Below are 15962 nucleotides of genomic sequence, written 5' to 3'. Positions count from 1 at the left end.
GCGCGCCAGTACGCACCGCTGCGCACAGGTGTCGGCGGCACCTCGTAGGGTTCGGAACATGACCAGCGTGCCCATCGGCGCCCACGTCGATCAGGAAGACCCGATCGCTGAAGCGCGCGTCCGCTCCGCCGACATCGTGCAGTTCTTCCTCGGCGACCCGCAGAGCTACAAGGCGCCGAAGGTCGCGTACGCAGGAGGTGCCGAAGGGCTGGCCGCGGCAGCCACCGAGGCCGGCGTCGGGCTCTATATCCACGCGCCTTACCTCATCAACGTCGCGACCACCAACAACCGGATCCGGATCCCGTCCCGCAAGCTGCTGCAGCAGTTCGTCGACGCCGCGGCCGGCGTGGGAGCCCAGGCCCTGATCGTGCACGCGGGTCACGTGCTCTCCGACGACGATCCCGAGATCGGGTTCGACAACTGGCGCAAGGCCATCGACCGGCTCGAGATGCGCTGCCAGGTGCTGATCGAGAACACCGCCGGCGGCGACAACGCGATGGCCCGCCGGCTCGACCGGATCGCCCGACTCTGGGAGGCGATCGGGTCCGCCAAGGGCGGCGACACCATCGGGTTCTGTCTCGACACCTGCCATTTCCACGCCGGTGGCGAGGAGCTCGCCACCGTCGTCGAGCGGGTGAAGGCGATCACCGGCCGGGTCGACCTGGTGCACGCCAACGACTCCCAGGACGGGTTCGACTCCGGGCGCGACCGGCACGCCAACCTCGGCACGGGCAAGATCGCCGCCGAGGACCTGCTGGCGGTGATCCGTTCCGCCGGGGCGCCCGTCGTGGTGGAGACACCCGGCGGCGCCGAGGGGCAGGGTGCCGACATCGCCTGGCTGCGCGAGCACCTCGACGCCGGCTGATCCAAGCGTAGGCGCCAGTCCCGCCTGTTCCGGTTGACGGACAGGCCTCCGCCAATGCGTGGCGCGCGCGAGTGACCACGCTGAGCATGCCTCTAGCAGCAGGCACCGGCATCGACGCCTATTCGGCGCCCATAGGCATGGGCAGCGTGGTCATTCACCGAGGTCAGGCATGGGCAGCGTGGTCATTTGCAGCAGCCGGGCACCCGGCCGCCTGGCCCTACCCCAACCGCCTCGGCGCAGGACAGCCTGGCCACTCGGCCGCGAACCTCTCCCATGACCGGTAGCCTCGCGTGCGTGGCATTGCGCGTACGCACCCTGGCGCCGGAGGAACATCTGGCCTTCCTGGCCACCCTGGAGTCGGCCAGCTTCCTGCAGACCCCTGCCTGGGGGGAGGTGAAGCGGGAGTGGCGGGCCGAGTCGGTGGGCTGGGTCGATGACGCCGACGGTGGCGAGAAGGTGATCGGTGCCGGACTTGTCCTCTACCGGCGGCTGCCCAAGATGCGCCGCTCACTGGCGTACCTCCCCGAGGGGCCGATCATCGACTGGTCGGACCCTGACCTCGGTCGGTGGCTGACGCCGCTCACCGAGCACGTCACCACGCAGGGGGCGTTCGGGATCCGGATGGGACCGCCGGTGGTCACCAGACGCTGGACCGCGGCCACGGTGAAGACCGCCCTCGCCGAGGGGGCCACGCAGGCGCTTGGCGATGTCCCCGCCGATCACACCGACCACGCGGCGACGGCGGTCGCCGACCAGCTCCGCGCGCTCGGCTGGCGCCCACCGGCCGAGAACGCGACCGGGTTCGCGGCGGGCCAGCCGCGCCACGTCTTCTGGGTTCCGCTCGACGGGCGTGACGAGGACGGCCTGCTCAAGGGCATGAACCAGCTCTGGCGCCGCAACATCAAGAAGGCCGCCAAGTCCGGCGTCGTCGTCACCCGTGGCAGCGCGGACGACCTGCCCGCCTTCCACGAGCTGTACGTCGAGACGGCGCGGCGCGACCACTTCAATCCCCGCCCGTTGACGTACTTCTCGACGATGTTCCGCGCCCTCAATGCCGAGGATCCCGACCGGATCCGGCTCTACCTCGCCCACCACGAGGGCGACCTGGTGGCGGCCACGACGTGGGTACGCATGGGCAGCCACGTGTGGTACTCCAACGGTGCCTCGTCCACGCACAAGCGGGACGTCCGCGGCTCCAACGCCATCCAGTGGCAGATGATGCGGGACGCCCTCGACGCCGGCGCGACGGTCTATGACCTGCGCGGCATCACCGACACCCTCGACGAGGACGACCCGCACTTCGGGCTGCTGCAGTTCAAGGTCGGCACCGGAGGCGAGGCGGTGGAATACCTCGGCGAGTGGGATCTCCCGATCTCTCGACTGCTCTACAGCGCGTTCGACCTCTACATGAGCCGACGCGGGTAGACGCGGGTACGAGGCCGCACACGGTGAGGACACTGCCATGGCTCTGACGTTGTACGTCGACACCGAACGCTGGCGGGCGCATCATGCCGCCTCGCTGGTGGCGTACCCCCGGATCGTGCCGGTCGCCAAGGGAAACGGCTACGGGTTCGGTCTGGCCCGGCTTGCCCGCGAGGCGGCCCGCCTGGGCGCCGACACGCTCGCGGTGGGCACCTACCACGAGCTGGCCAGCGTGGCGGACGAGTTTCCGGGCGACCTACTCGTGCTGACGCCGGTGCGTGCGTTCCACGGGGTGGGCGATGGACCGCAGGGAGCAGCCCGTACGTCGGGGCCGGAGCCGTCCCAGAGCGCAACCGACACCGACGGCGTGCCGGAGGCACGGATCATCCAGACGGTCTCGCGGCTCGCCGACCTGCAGGTGCTGGTGGACGGCCCCGGCGAGCCGAGGGTCGTCGTCGAGTTGCTCACGTCGATGAAGCGCCACGGCATACCCGCTGATGATCTTCCGATGGTCGCCAAGCTCCTCGATGGCGTGCGATGTGAAGGTTGGGCGCTGCACCTGCCCCTCCCGGTCGCCGGTGCGCACCGACGGGAGGTCGAGAGCTGGATCGAACGCTTCCGCGAGGCCGACCTGCCGCTCGACCGGCTGTGGGTCTCCCACCTCACTCCGCAGGAGTTGGCGGAGCTCACCGCCGCGCATCCGGCGACGGAGTTCCGCCCCAGGGTCGGTACGAAGCTGTGGCTGGCCGACCGGGACGCCTTCCACGCCAAGGCGCACGTCCTCGACGTCCATCCGGTACGCCGCGGCGAGCGGTTCGGGTACCGCCAGCGGAAGGTGCCCGGCAACGGTCACCTCGTCGTCGTGAGTGGCGGCACGGCCCACGGCATCGCCGTCGAGGCGCCGAGCCATGTGGGCGACCTGCGCACACGGGCCAAGACGCTCGCGCTGAGTGGCCTCGAAGCCGCCGGCCGGGCGCTGTCACCCTTCACGATCGAGGACCACCGGCGATGGTTCGCGGAGCCGCCGCACATGCAGGTGAGCGTGCTGTTCCTCCCGTCGTCCGTACGCCCTCCCGAGGTCGGCGCGGAACTCCCCGTCAACGTCGGGATGACCTTCACGACGTTCGACCGCATCGTCATGGACGAGGCCGTGCCCGGCACCCCGTGACCCGAGCGCCTCGTCGGAGGCCACCGACCCCACGTGACGTCGACGTTCAGCCGGCCCACTTGCCGGTGACGTACACACACGTCCACATGCCCAGCAGGGGGACGGCCACCAGGAGGTACGTCAGCCACACCCACTGCTTACGGAGCGAGATCGCCGCGAGCCCCATCCACAGGGGGAACCACAGCAGGGATGCCCGTGGCACGGAGAAGAACCAGTACGACGTCATGAACGCGAGTACCTGGATGCCGACCCAGGTAGCTTCGCCCCATCGGCGGATGGCCAGCAGGACGACGGTCAGGACGACGCCGACCAGTATCGCGACGATCTCGGCCCGGAACATCCACTCGAAGTTGGCCCGGACCGCCTCGCTGACGTCGCCAAACACGTCCTTCCCGCCGGCGGCATCCATGGTGTTCATGAGCGCCTCGTTCGGTGGGGTGAAGCCGCGGTACCACTCGTCGGCCTGGGCGTTGTACCACCGCAGCCAGTCGCCCGTCTCGACCTTGAGATAGGCCATGTAGCCGAGCAACGGGGCGAGCGGCAGGGCCAGCCACAGCCCCTGCACCCATTCCCGCCGTTTGGGGGAGGTCAGGAACTCGACGGCGAGCGCGATGGCGAGGAAGAGTCCGGAGACCCGGACCGTCGACGCACCTGCCGCGAGCACCGCGGCGAGCCACCAGTGGCCCCGCCGCGCTGCCAGCCAGGCCGGAATCGCGAGTCCGAGGAACAACGCCTCCGTGTAGGGCGCGGCGAGGAAGATCGCGGGGGGCGCGACCATCCACATGACGGCGGCTCTCCGGCCGGCACCTTCACCCCATTCGGCCTCGGCGAGCCTCGCCAGCGCCACCGCCGCCACTCCGCCGGCGACGAACGACACCAGCAGGCCGACCATGACCGTAGGCAGTCCGACGGCGTGCCCGAGCCGCAGCACGGTCGGTAGTCCAGGGAAGAACGCCTCCACCGGCACATCCCACCCTGGTGCGAAGTAGCCGTGGATAGCGATCCGGTCGAAGTGCCAGAAGTCCCACTGCTTCCACCGGTCGAGAAAGCCGGGGACCTCGCCTTCGGTGAGGAAGAGCAATGGCCCACTGAGAACGACGATCAGAATGCCGAGCCTGGTCAGCAACCACCACTGCAGGACCTCGAGGTCGATCGGCGTGAGCCGAGTCCAGGCCATGATCCGCGAACGCGTCTCGGCGTACCCGTCGGACTCGGCTCTGGACCCGACCGCAGAGGCACCGGCGGGAGCCGCGCCCACGCGGCGGGAACCTGGCGGCGGATCGCCGCCGTGCCGGCGACGCTCACCGGACCGGTCCTGCGGGGCGTCGGCCCACCGACCGGGTACGGGATCGGTGCGGGTCGGCGCCTCACCACGGAGACCCTTGCCGGGCAACCCCTCACCTCGCAGACCTTCGCCACGAGGTCCCTCAGACCGGTGGCCTTCGGCCCGCAAGCCGTCAGCGCGTCGGTGCGGTGACTGTTCCATCATCTGGCCCGGCGGTGGGTCGATGAGATGGTGGCCCGTGGTTTCCGCGTCCGGGCCGCCCCATCGTCCGTTCCAGCTACGGTCGTCCCCCCACCGATTGCTGTCATCAAGCCCAGGCGCGCGTGCATGCTCGTGCCTGTCGATCGTCCACCCCTCACTCCGCGTACGCCGCGGCTGCTCGTCGACCCACTCAGCATGGCTGGTTGTCGTGGGATCGTCGAGTGCGTCGTGCATACGTGGCCGCGCCGACGGGACTTCCGAGTGGCCCCCACCGGCCAGACCGGACCCGGCGTCGGCGTACCACAAGCCGGGATCGGTGACCGGCTCACTGACCTCCTCGATGCCGGTCCGAGGCTCGGCCCCCCATGACTGGTCGGAGTTCCAGGCGGCAATGTCCGCATGTCGACCAGTGTTGCCGTTCCTCGTGTCGGGCACAGCCGGATTTGTCATTCCCCAGCCCTGCGGTGGGCCGAGCGGATCGGTCCACCGCGGCGGCTCCTCCTCGACTGGCGTGGCGTAGCCGCGCAGAGGTGGTTGCTCCCACCCCGAGGCGAACTGCTGCTCTCCCCGGGACGACTGCTCCCGCGATGGCGGTGCCGGCGTGTGCTGCTCCCACGGAGGTACGCCGAAAGTCGGCGGCAGCTCGGGGGCGGCCGACGGCGGCGCGGACATCGCCCCCAACGGACCGCTCAGCGTCCCGCTCGGCGGACCGTTGACGTTGCCGTTCGGACCGTCCGACAGACCGTTGGGGTTGACACGCGGTGGCCATTCGCCAGGCCAGCCACCCGGTGGCGGGTCGGCGGGTGGGGGCCAAACGCCGGGCGCCGGACGCTCGGGCGGCTCGACTCGACGCGAGGCGGCGCGCCGTGGCTGGTAGGTGCCGGGCCCGGCGCCCGCGCCCCAGCCAGGGATATCGCTCCGCCGCCGCCGGGCGTGCTGGCTGGAAGGAGGTGGAGGTGCGCTGGAGCGCCCGTGACCGTCACCGTTTCCGCCGTGCTCGTCCGGCGGTGGCCCGTCGCTCGCCCTCCTTCTCCCGCTCACGGCGTGGCGCCCTCCCCGACCGGGGCGCGTCCTGGCCGCTCGGCACCGAACCAGCGCCGGAGCCTGCCCGCGTCAGCCGCGTGATCGAACGGACCGCCGGCCGGGTCGTCGATGAGCCCGCCCTCACGTACGACGTCGGTCGCGGGGGCGAGGATGTCGCGTATCACCATCACGCACAGGTAGACCGTCGCCGCGATCCGGACACCGACCGCGAGCCAGTAGAACCGGTCCGGAGTCCCGTCGGCGGCCGGAACCAGCGCCCCTGCCAGGTGCAACCAGATCGCCACCCAGTAGATGAGCTCACCGGCCTGCCACACCGACCAGTCCCGCCACCGCGGCCGAGCCAGGGCGACGAGGGGGAGTAACCAGAGGACGTACTGCGGCGAGTAGACCTTGTTGACCAGGACGAACGCCGCGACGGTCAGGAAGACCAGTTGCGCCAGCCGGGGTCGCCGGGGAGCGAACAGTCCCAGCCACGCGATGCCGACACAGGCGAGTGCGAAGAGCCCGAGTGAGGCCGCGTTGACCATCGACACGGGGTGTCCGGCAAGGCCGAGGACATACCAGATCGAGCCGAAGTCGCCGGCCCGGTCGGCGTTGAACGACCAGAAGGCCGCCCAGCTGTCCTGCGCCAACAGCAGCAGCGGCAGGTTGACCACCATCCAGGCGGCGACTGCGGACAGCAGCGTCACGCCCCACAGGCGCAGCTTCCCCGACCGCAGCGCCAGCACCAGTAATGGACCGAGCAGGAACAGCGGATAGAACTTCGCGGCCGCCCCCAGGCCGAGCAGGACCCCCGTCGCGAACGGCCGGGACTTCGACCAGGTGAGCAGCGCACACGTCGTCAGCGCCACCGCCACCAGGTCCCAGTTGATGGTGCCGGCCAACGCGAGTGTCGGCGCGGCGGCGAAGAACATCGCGTCGTACGGACGATGCGGGGTGGTCCGGCTCAGCGCCCATGCGGTGAGCAGGGCGAAGCCGAACAGCACGACGACGGTCAGGTCGTTGAACAACACGCTGGCGGCTACGGCGTCAGCGCTCTCGAACGTCTGCGTGACCCACGCCGTGACCTGCATGACCGCCCCGGTGAGGACGGGGTACTCAAGCGGTGGGTAGTCCCCGCGGTCGAGGTAGGCGATCCCGCCCTGGGCGAATCCGCGTTCGCGGTAGAGGTACGGGACGTCGGTGTAGCAGAGGTGGCTGAACGCGTAGTTGTCACGCGGCCAGCCCTGCCCGTGGCACGGGGCCTTCTCGACGATGCCGATGACGAACAGCGCGGTCGTGACCAGGAACGCGACGGCGAGCGGTGTCCACCGGGAGACACCGATCCGCGCATGACGACCGATCGGACCCCCGAGCCACGTGGTCGCCAAGCGGGCCAGCGGATCTTCCCGCGACGGGCTCCTGCTCACCACGCCTCCGTGAGTCCTTACCTCGCACCGGCTGTCTGGGGTGCGGGACCACCAGCTCGAAGGGGCATGAACGAGTCGGTCCCGGTTCCGCCCCATCGTGCCCTATCGGGCCCCGGTTGTCGGTACCTGGAGAGGACTCATTTACCCGTCTGACCCGGAACTATTACCTCTCGGTAGGCGACCGTACGAAGATCACGCAGGCAGATCAGTCGTTTCGACCCCATGGCGGCCAGCCATCGTCCTCGGTCGGTGTGGGCTCCGGTGACTGGGTCGGCTCGGGCTCACCTGGCCCGGTGAAGGTCGGCTTGGGATCCGGGCCCGGATCCTCGCCAGGCCCCGGCGGGAGCGTCGCGGTCGGCTCTGGCTCCGCGGTCGGCGTCGGCGTCCAGGTCGGCTTCGGGTTGACGTCCTTGCCGACCTCGGCCGGCGGCGGGAACGGGGCCCTGGGCTGACCCTTCAACGCCGCCTTCATGAACGACGTCCAGATCCGCGCCGGATAGCCGCCGCCGAAGAACGTGCCCTGGCCGCCTACGTTGTCCAGGGACTCCTTCTTGCCGTCGCCGTCGGCGTCCTTGTAGAACGCGACGGCGGTCGACAGCTGTGGGGTGTAGCCGACGAACCAGGCGGTCTCGTCCTCGTGTGTACCGGTCTTGCCGGCGGCCGGCCGGCCGATCGCCTTGGCCTCGTTCTCACCGGTACCGTTCTGGATGACGTCCTGCAGTGCGTAGTTGATGTCGCTTACCACGTCACTGTCGAACGCACGGTCCAGTCCGATCGGCGCTTCGTATTCGACCTCGCCGCTGCGTTTGGCGACCTGCTGGACGACGTGCCATTTCGTGTGCTGCCCACCGGCGGCGAACGTGGCATAGGCGTTGGCCATGTCCGTCGGCGACACCGAGGCGAACCCGAGAGCGACCTTGGCGTGCTTGTCCAGACCTTTGGTGTCTTCGGGAACGCCCGCCCGGATGGCCGCGTCGACGACCTTGCCGGCACCACCCGGCTTCAGCCCGTTGACGGTCAGATCGGCAAAGGCGGTGTTGATGGACTCGCGGGTCGCCGTCGTCAGGTCGACGTACTCGCCGTAGTCCTCGTCGAACTCGTTGTTGACCTCGTCGCCGTTCTCGAGCTCGAACGGCGAGTTTCCGGAGAACCTGCTCTCGAGTGAGATGTTGTTCTCGAGCGCTGCGGCCAGGGCGAACGCCTTGAACGTCGAACCAGGCTGCAGCTTCGCCTGCGTCGCGTCGTTGAACTGCCGCTTGAGATAGTCCGGCCCGCCGTACATCGCCACGACCTCGCCCGTGCCGGGGCGCACCGCCGCCGCTCCGGCGTGGACACCCTTGGCGCTCTTCTTCGGGAAGTTCTTCGTGAACGCCTGCTCCATCGCCCGTTGTGCCTTGGGGTCGAACGTGGTCGTGACCTTCAGGCCCCCGGAGTCGATGTCACGTTCGCTGTAGCCGAGCTTGGACAGCTCCTTGCGGACCTGCACGAGGAGGAAGCCGTTGGGCCCGTCATAGGTCTTGCTGTTGCTGGACGGGTTGATCTTGGGTAGCGGCCACGTGTTCGCCTGCTGGGAAGTGACCTTGGAGCCGAGCTGCGCCATCCCGGAGAGGACGTACCGGTAGCGGCCCTCGAGCCGAGGCTTGTTCGTCGGGTCGACCGACGGATCGTAGTTGTTCGGCGCCCGCAACATCGCGGCCAGCACCGCCGCCTCCTGCGGGGTGAGGTCCTGCACGTGCTTGCCGAAGTAGGCGTCGGAGGCGACTTCGATGCCCCAGGCTCCTCGGCCGAAGAAGCTGGTGTTGAGGTAGTTCTGCAGGATCTGCTGCTTCGACTGCGTGCGTTCGATCTTCAGCGTGATGAAGAGCTCTTTGAACTTCCGCTTCCAGGTCTGTTCCTGGGTGAGGTAGTAGTTCTTGACGTACTGCTGACTGATCGTCGACCCGCCCTGCGTCGACTGGCCGCGGGCCTGGTTCCACACGGCACGGGCGATGCCGGTCGGGGAGATCCCGCTGTCGGTCCAGAAGGTCCGGTTCTCGGCGGCGATGATGGCGTCCTGGACGTGCTGCGGCACCTGGTCGAGCGGAACCGAGATCCGGTCCTGATCCTCCAACTGGAACGACCCCATCACGCTCTTGCCGTCCTTGTAGTACAGCGTGGTGGTATTGGCCGTCGCCAACTCGTTGGGGTTGGGTGGCTCGGTGCGCGCGTAGATGATGACGAACGCCACGACCGCCGCGAGCAGGCCGAGACCGGACGTCAGCAGCAGCCCGATCAGGATCTGGCGACCACGCCGGCGACGCCGCACCCGGCCGTGCGACCGGCCACCACCTGCGCCTCCTCGACGGTGCCCCTGCGGTGCACCAGGTCGGCCACCACCCGCACGACCACCGTTCGCGCGTCCTCCGCGGCGACCGTCGCCCGCACGGCCGGAGTAGCCGTCGTCCAACACGTCGACCAGACCGAGGGATCGCCGCTCGGTCGGGCGGTCGTCGGGCATCCCGCTGAAGCGGTCGGCACGCTGTCCGACGTAGCCGTCCTCGCGCGCGGCGATGGAGGTGTGGCCACGACGACTTCCGTAGCCGTCGGTGTGCCGGCCACCGTTACCGGTGTACACACCGTTTCCGGAGTTCGCACCGCCGCCGGTGTACGCACGGCCGTCGCGCCGAGCGTCGTCATACGAACTGCCGCCGGTACGCCGACCGGCGGCAGGTGTGGCTCCGCGATAGTCGTCACGGCCGCCACGGGAACGGATCCGCGTCACAGTGTCGTCCCTCTAGGGTTGGCCGGCAGCGACTGGCGCTACCGACGGGTACGGCAAAGTGTCCGGTCTACGAGTATTCGTCCTCCACCGTGCGCTGTCGACGGGGGGGTCGCCGCGGCACACCATCGCCGAGGACGTAGGAGGTGGTGAGGTGATTCCACCCGCAGCCCTGGCACACCTCGACGACGTACACGCGAAACTCCCCGTGCTCGCGCGCCATCGCCTCGAGTTCGGCGGTCTGGCGAATTCGGCCGGAGTACTGCCCGAGCTCGTCACCGAACACATAGGTGACGTTCGTGAGCTTCTCCTTGCGGCAGACCGGACAGGTCCGGTCTGTTGGTTCCCCGTGAAACTTCGCCGCCCGTAGGAGATACGGGTCGGCGTCGCAGACGTCCTCCATCACGGTCGCGCGGCCACCGAACAGCGCGAGCAGCGTGGCTTTGCGCTGCAGGCTGTAATCGACGACCGACCGTTGGGACCACATGGCATCGAGGGTACGGCCTCATGCCAGCGGGTTGAAGGTCGCGCCCGATGCGCGGTTCGTACGCCGATGGGGGTGTTGCGCCGGACCGGCTCGCTGACCTATCGTGCACGCCTATCGCGTCGATGTATCGATGCGATATATCGGAGCTGGTATCCGACCACGAGCGACGAGGCTCGTCCGGTGCTGGGCGGCGTCGCCTGTCTGAGGCCGCACCGCGGTCGACGCCGGCATGGCACGGACCCCGCGCGACTCCGGTGTCGCCGGGCCCCCGGAACGAACCCCCGGAACGGATGAGAAGGCGTGGCACGACGAAGCGGCGTACTCGAGATGGCTGTGCTCGGGCTGCTGAACGAAACCCCGATGCACGGGTACGAGATCAGGAAGCGGCTCAACGCCCAGTTCGGGTGGGGCAGGGCGCTCTCCTACGGCTCGCTCTACCCGTGCCTCAAGGCGATGCTCCGGCAGGGCTGGATCTCCGAGGACACGTCGGACACGACCACAACTGGACGGCGCCGCGCGAAGATCGTCTACCAGCTCACCGACAGCGGTGAGGACCGGTTCGCCGAACTCCTGGCAGAGGGTGGCCCTTCGACCTGGGAGGACGACAACTTCGGCGTCCACTTCGCCTTCTTCGCCCGTACGGACATCAGCGTGCGCCTGCGGATCCTCGAAGGGCGGCGGCGCCGCCTGGAGGAACGGCTGGACCGGGTCCGCACCCAGCTCGAACGCACCCAGGAACGGGTCGACTTCTATGCCGTCGAACTCCACCGCCACGACCTGGAGTCCGTCGAACGGGAAGTGAGCTGGCTCAGCAGCATGATCGCGTCGGAGCAGCGGGAACGCGGACAGCCGGCGAACTGAACCGCGTCGACGTTCGCGCGCGAGATGACTTGGGAGACACGCCCTAGCGGTGCACAAATGACAACGGTGCGCTTCACCTTCAGGGGTGCATCGACACTGCGGTGCTTAAGACAAGGGAGATGACCTTGAGGGATTCGCAGTCGATCCGGGTTGCCCTCGTAGGTGTCGGCAACTGCGCGACCTCACTGATCCAAGGCGTCCAGTACTACCGGGACGCCGACCCGGGCCAGCAGGTGCCGGGCCTCATGCACGTGGAGTTCGGCCCGTATCACGTCCGGGATGTCCAGTTCGTCGCCGCTTTCGACGTCGACGCCAAGAAGGTCGGCCAGGACATCGCCGACGCCATAGGTGCGAGCGAGAACAACACGATCAAGATCTGTGACGTCCCCCCGACCGGAGTGACGGTTCAGCGCGGGCCGACATTCGACGGACTCGGGAAGTACTACCGCGAGACCATCACCGAATCGGACCAGGATCCCGTCGATGTCGTGCAGACGTTGAAGGACACCGGGACCGATGTGCTCGTTTCGTACCTTCCGGTGGGCTCTGAGCAGGCCGACCGGTTCTATGCGCAATGTGCGCTTGACGCGGGTGTCGCTTTCGTCAACGCCCTGCCGGTCTTCATCGCGACGGATCCCGCATGGGCGAAGAAGTTCACCGACGCGGGGCTGCCGATCGTGGGCGACGACATCAAGAGTCAGGTCGGCGCCACCATCACGCATCGCGTGCTGTCGAAGCTTTTCGAGGACCGTGGCGTCGTCGTCGACCGGACGTACCAGCTCAACTTCGGCGGCAACATGGACTTCATGAACATGCTCGAACGCGATCGGCTCGAGTCGAAGAAGATCTCGAAGACCCAGTCGGTGACGTCGCAGATCCCGCGCGAGTTGGAAAAGCGCAACGTGCACGTGGGTCCGAGTGATCACGTGCCGTGGCTCGACGACCGCAAGTGGGCGTACGTACGACTGGAAGGGCGTGCGTTCGGTGATGTGCCGCTCAGCCTGGAATACAAGCTGGAGGTCTGGGACTCGCCCAACTCCGCCGGCATCATCATCGACGCGATCCGGGCCGCGAAGATCGCGAAGGACCGCGGCATCGGCGGCCCGATCCTCTCGGCGTCGGCGTACTTCATGAAGAGCCCGCCCGTGCAGTATTCCGACGACGAGGCGCGGAATCTGGTGGAGAAGTTCATCCGCGGCGAGGTCGAGCGCTGAACCTTCCACCCTCACCCCCACTACAGAAGCGCTGAGCTTCTTCTCCTCCACCCCGGGCAGCCGGTTCGTCTGGCCCCGGGGTGGAGGCTTTGCGAACTAGCCTTGGGAAGTGCAGTTCGTGACCGACCTCAGGGTGCTTCTGGGGTACCGGGATTTCCGCCGGCTCTTCGCGGTCCGTCTTGCCTCGCAGTTCTCCGACGGGATATTTCAGGTCGCACTCGCGTCGTATGTTCTCTTTTCTCCGGAAAGGCAACCGACGGCGACCGCCATCGCGGCCGGGTTCGCGGCGCTGCTGCTGCCGTTCTCCTTACTGGGGCCGTTCTGCGGGGTGCTTCTCGACCGCTGGTCGAGGCGGCAGGTGCTCTTGGCGTCCAACCTCATCCGGGCGGTCCTGGCGGCCGGGATCGCAGTGCTTGTGTCCGGCAACGGTGACGGTCCCGGTTTCTACCTGCTGGTCCTTGCCTGCCTGTCGGTCAACCGGTTCCTGCTGACGGCCCTGTCGGCGGCACTTCCGCATGTCGTACCGCTCGATCGTCTCGTCATGGCCAACGCCGTCTCCCCGACCTGCGGCACCCTTGCCTACCTCGTGGGGATCGGGGTCGGCTCAGGCGTCGCGACGCTCAGCGGGGACATGGTCTCAGCGGGCCCTGAGACGGTGGTGCTCAGCGCCGCCTCGATCGGTTTTCTGGCCGCCGGGCTGCTGGCGCTGCGCATGTCTCGACGGCTGCTCGGGCCGGACCTCGACACGGCGCGGCGGGCGGTACGAGAGGCGGTCGGGCACGTCCTGCAGGGCTTCGTCGACGGCACCCGGCACGTGTGGTCGAGGAGGTCGGCCGTCTACGGGTTGGCGGCGATCGGCGTCCAGCGGTTCGTCTACAGCGTCTCCGCGGTGGCGATGCTGCTGCTCTACCGCAACTACTTCTCGCCCGCGAACGCCTCAGCTGGACTCGCTGGCGTCGCCACCGCCGTTCTCGCCAGCGGGCTGGGTTACGGCACGGCCGCGCTGCTGACGCCGATCGTCGTACGCCGGATAAGGAAGGAGACTTGGATGGTCGCGCTCTTCGGTGCGGCGGCGGTGAGCATCGTCCTGCCGGGCGCGTTCTACACCCGGGTCAGCATGCTGGCGACGGCCTACGTCCTCGGGGTCGCGGCGCAGGGCATCAAGATCTGCGTCGACACGCTCGTACAGGAGACGATCGACGACGTCTACCGGGGGCGCGTCTTCGCGCTCTACGACGTGCTGTTCAACGTGGTCTTCGTCGCGGCGGCGGCGTTCGCGGCCGTCACGCTGCCCCCGACCGGCAAGTCGTACGCGATCCTCATCGGCTCGGCGGCGGTCTACGCGGCGGCCGCCGTGGGTTACGCCCGTGTGACCGGAGTCTGGGCCCGCCCACGGGACGACGCGTACGCGGAGACCCGGCGTTCCCTCCCCTGACCCGGCGGGCCGACCGACGCGGCAAGCCGGGCGAGTCGACCGGGGCGGACAACCTGGACCAGCCGCGCCAGCGGGGAATGACCACGCTGAGCAGGTCTGTGGACATTTCCGAGGCGTCCATGCCTGTTCCAGGTGCCACAGGCATGCTCAGCGTGGTCATTCGCCGTCCGACCGCCGTCCGACGGCCGCCGGGCCGTCCCGCCTTGCGCCGGTCCTGTGCCGAGCTGTCATTCGCACGCAGCTCAGCCGGTGGTCCGCCGGCAGTCCTGGGTCACCCCATCTAGCCGGAGGACTCGGGTTGGTCCTTCCACCAGCGCAGGAGCTCCGCCCGGACGGCCTCGGGGTCCTGCGGTCCCTGGTCGAGGCGGACCTCCAGCAGGTGCCGCCACGCCCGCCCCACGATCGGCCCCGGCCCGACGCCCAGCAGCTCCATGATCGCGTTCCCGTCGAGGTCCGGCCGGATCCGGTTGATCTCCTCCTCCTCGGCCAGCCGGGAGATGCGGTCCTCCAACTGGTCGTAGGTGCGCTGGAGTGCGGCCGCCTTGCGCTTGTTCCGGGTGGTGCAGTCGGCCCGGGTGAGCACGTGCAGCCGGTCGAGGAGCGGGCCGGCGTCGCGGACGTAGCGTCGTACGGCCGAGTCGGTCCACTCTCCACCGCCGTAACCGTGGAAACGCAGGTGCAACTCCACCAGCCGCGCCACGTCGTGGATCTGCTCGCCGGAGAACCGAAGCGCCCGCATCCGCTTCGCGGTCATCTTCGCCCCGACCACCTCGTGGTGGTGGAATGTCACCCGACCGCCGCCCTCGAACCGCCGCGTCGCCGGTTTGCCGATGTCGTGCATCAGCGCGGCGAAGCGGGTCACGAAGTCCGCGGCGCCGTCCGTGCGCACCCGCTGCTCCTGCGCGATCGCCTGTTCCAGGACGGTGAGGCTGTGCTCGTAGACGTCCTTGTGTCGGTGGTGTTCGTCGACCTCGAGCCGCAGCGCCGGCAGCTCTGGCAGCACCTGATCGGCCAGACCCGTGCTCACCAGCAGCTCCAGGCCCGCCCGCGGATGCGCACCGCAGACCAGCTTGACCAGCTCGTCGCGGACGCGTTCGGCCGACACGATCGAGATCCTCTCGGCCATCGCCCGAATCGCCTCGACCACCTCCGGCGCCACGGCGAAGCCGAGCTGGCTGGCGAAGCGCGCCGCCCGCAGCATCCGCAACGGGTCGTCGGTGAACGACGCCTCCGGCGTACCGGGAGTACGCAGGACACCTGCCACGAGATCGGTCACACCGCCGTACGGATCGACGAAGACCCGCTCCGGCCGGGTGACGGGCAGCGTGACGGCCAGGGCGTTGACCGTGAAGTCGCGCCGGCCGAGGTCACCGTCGAGCGTGTCGCCGTAGGTCACCGTCGGCTTACGGCTCTCCGGGTCGTAGGACTCGGCACGGAACGTCGTGATCTCGATCGTCCACTCGCCCTTGCGCGCGCCGATCGTGCCGAAGTCGCGGCCGATGTCCCATGTGGCGTCGGCCCACCCGGTCAGCAGGCGTTCGATCTCGTCGGGTCGTGCCCGGGTGGTGAAGTCGAGATCGTGGCCGAGCCGCCCGAGCAGGGCGTCACGCACCGACCCGCCGACCAGGGCGAGCGGCATGCCCGCGGACTGGAACCGCGCGCCCAGCTCGTCGATCACGGGTGCGATCCGCAACAGTTCGCGTACGCCTCGGCGCTGGGCCTCGCTCAGCCGGTCGCTCGACACGGGAGGCAAGCGTACGGCGTGGCCCCAGCCCGTCCGGCCGTCACCCGCCCTCCCGCCATCCCCGGGACC

The 15962-nt window shown here is 68.9% G+C and carries 11 protein-coding genes; 6 read left to right on the top strand and 5 right to left on the bottom strand.

Annotation, left to right across the window (positions count from 1 at the left end):
* The first annotated feature begins 58 nt into the window (after nucleotides 1-58).
* The 3 genes from ABNF93_RS23790 to ABNF93_RS23780 all read left to right on the top strand — a co-directional run bounded on the left by ABNF93_RS23790 (nucleotide 59) and on the right by ABNF93_RS23780 (nucleotide 3455).
* A complete protein-coding gene (locus ABNF93_RS23790) occupies nucleotides 59-865 on the top strand; it encodes a deoxyribonuclease IV (protein WP_349330371.1) in 807 nt (268 codons plus the stop codon).
* Nucleotides 866-1159: 294 nt separating this feature from the next.
* The gene (locus ABNF93_RS23785) at nucleotides 1160-2290 is read left to right on the top strand and encodes a lipid II:glycine glycyltransferase FemX (RefSeq protein WP_349330370.1); all 1131 of its coding nucleotides are present in this window, start codon (nucleotides 1160-1162) and stop codon (nucleotides 2288-2290) included.
* A gap of 37 nt (nucleotides 2291-2327) precedes the next feature.
* Nucleotides 2328-3455, top strand: a complete 1128-nt coding sequence (locus tag ABNF93_RS23780) for an alanine racemase (protein ID WP_349330369.1) — start codon at nucleotides 2328-2330, stop codon at nucleotides 3453-3455.
* Between the two features lie 46 nt (nucleotides 3456-3501).
* Here the strand turns inward: ABNF93_RS23780 and ABNF93_RS23775 are convergent, their stop codons facing one another.
* The 4 genes from ABNF93_RS23775 to ABNF93_RS23760 form a co-directional block, all read right to left on the bottom strand.
* Nucleotides 3502-5613 (bottom strand): mannosyltransferase family protein, encoded by a 2112-nt coding sequence (locus ABNF93_RS23775; RefSeq protein WP_349330368.1) that lies wholly within the window; start codon nucleotides 5611-5613, stop codon nucleotides 3502-3504.
* 365 nt (nucleotides 5614-5978) lie between these two features.
* Nucleotides 5979-7394, bottom strand: a complete 1416-nt coding sequence (locus ABNF93_RS23770) for a glycosyltransferase family 87 protein (protein ID WP_349330367.1) — start codon at nucleotides 7392-7394, stop codon at nucleotides 5979-5981.
* A 205-nt stretch (nucleotides 7395-7599) separates the two neighbouring features.
* Nucleotides 7600-10155, bottom strand: coding sequence for a transglycosylase domain-containing protein (locus tag ABNF93_RS23765; RefSeq protein ID WP_349330366.1), 2556 nt, complete (start codon nucleotides 10153-10155; stop codon nucleotides 7600-7602).
* Nucleotides 10156-10222: 67 nt separating this feature from the next.
* Entirely contained in the window at nucleotides 10223-10639 is a 417-nt protein-coding gene (locus tag ABNF93_RS23760) for a DUF5318 family protein (protein WP_349330365.1), read from the bottom strand.
* Between the two features lie 300 nt (nucleotides 10640-10939).
* Between ABNF93_RS23760 and ABNF93_RS23755 the strand changes: the two genes are divergently transcribed.
* The 3 genes from ABNF93_RS23755 (at nucleotide 10940) to ABNF93_RS23745 (ending at nucleotide 14149) form a co-directional block, all read left to right on the top strand.
* Nucleotides 10940-11500, top strand: coding sequence for a PadR family transcriptional regulator (locus ABNF93_RS23755; RefSeq protein WP_349330364.1), 561 nt, complete (start codon nucleotides 10940-10942; stop codon nucleotides 11498-11500).
* Nucleotides 11501-11625: 125 nt separating this feature from the next.
* Nucleotides 11626-12714 (top strand): inositol-3-phosphate synthase, encoded by a 1089-nt coding sequence (locus ABNF93_RS23750; protein ID WP_349330363.1) that lies wholly within the window; start codon nucleotides 11626-11628, stop codon nucleotides 12712-12714.
* Nucleotides 12715-12823: 109 nt separating this feature from the next.
* A complete protein-coding gene (locus ABNF93_RS23745; protein WP_349330362.1) occupies nucleotides 12824-14149 on the top strand; it encodes an MFS transporter in 1326 nt (441 codons plus the stop codon).
* A gap of 280 nt (nucleotides 14150-14429) precedes the next feature.
* Here the strand turns inward: ABNF93_RS23745 and ABNF93_RS23740 are convergent, their stop codons facing one another.
* Complete coding sequence (locus ABNF93_RS23740; protein ID WP_349330361.1) at nucleotides 14430-15893, bottom strand: CCA tRNA nucleotidyltransferase; 1464 nt, start codon at nucleotides 15891-15893, stop codon at nucleotides 14430-14432.
* Between the last annotated feature and the right edge of the window lie 69 nt (nucleotides 15894-15962).

Source organism: Actinopolymorpha sp. B9G3, assembly GCF_040120725.1.
Lineage (GTDB): Bacteria > Actinomycetota > Actinomycetes > Propionibacteriales > Actinopolymorphaceae > Thermasporomyces.
The sequence above is the reverse complement of the archived record's forward strand: the minus strand, read 5'-3'. Positions and strand labels throughout refer to the sequence as shown.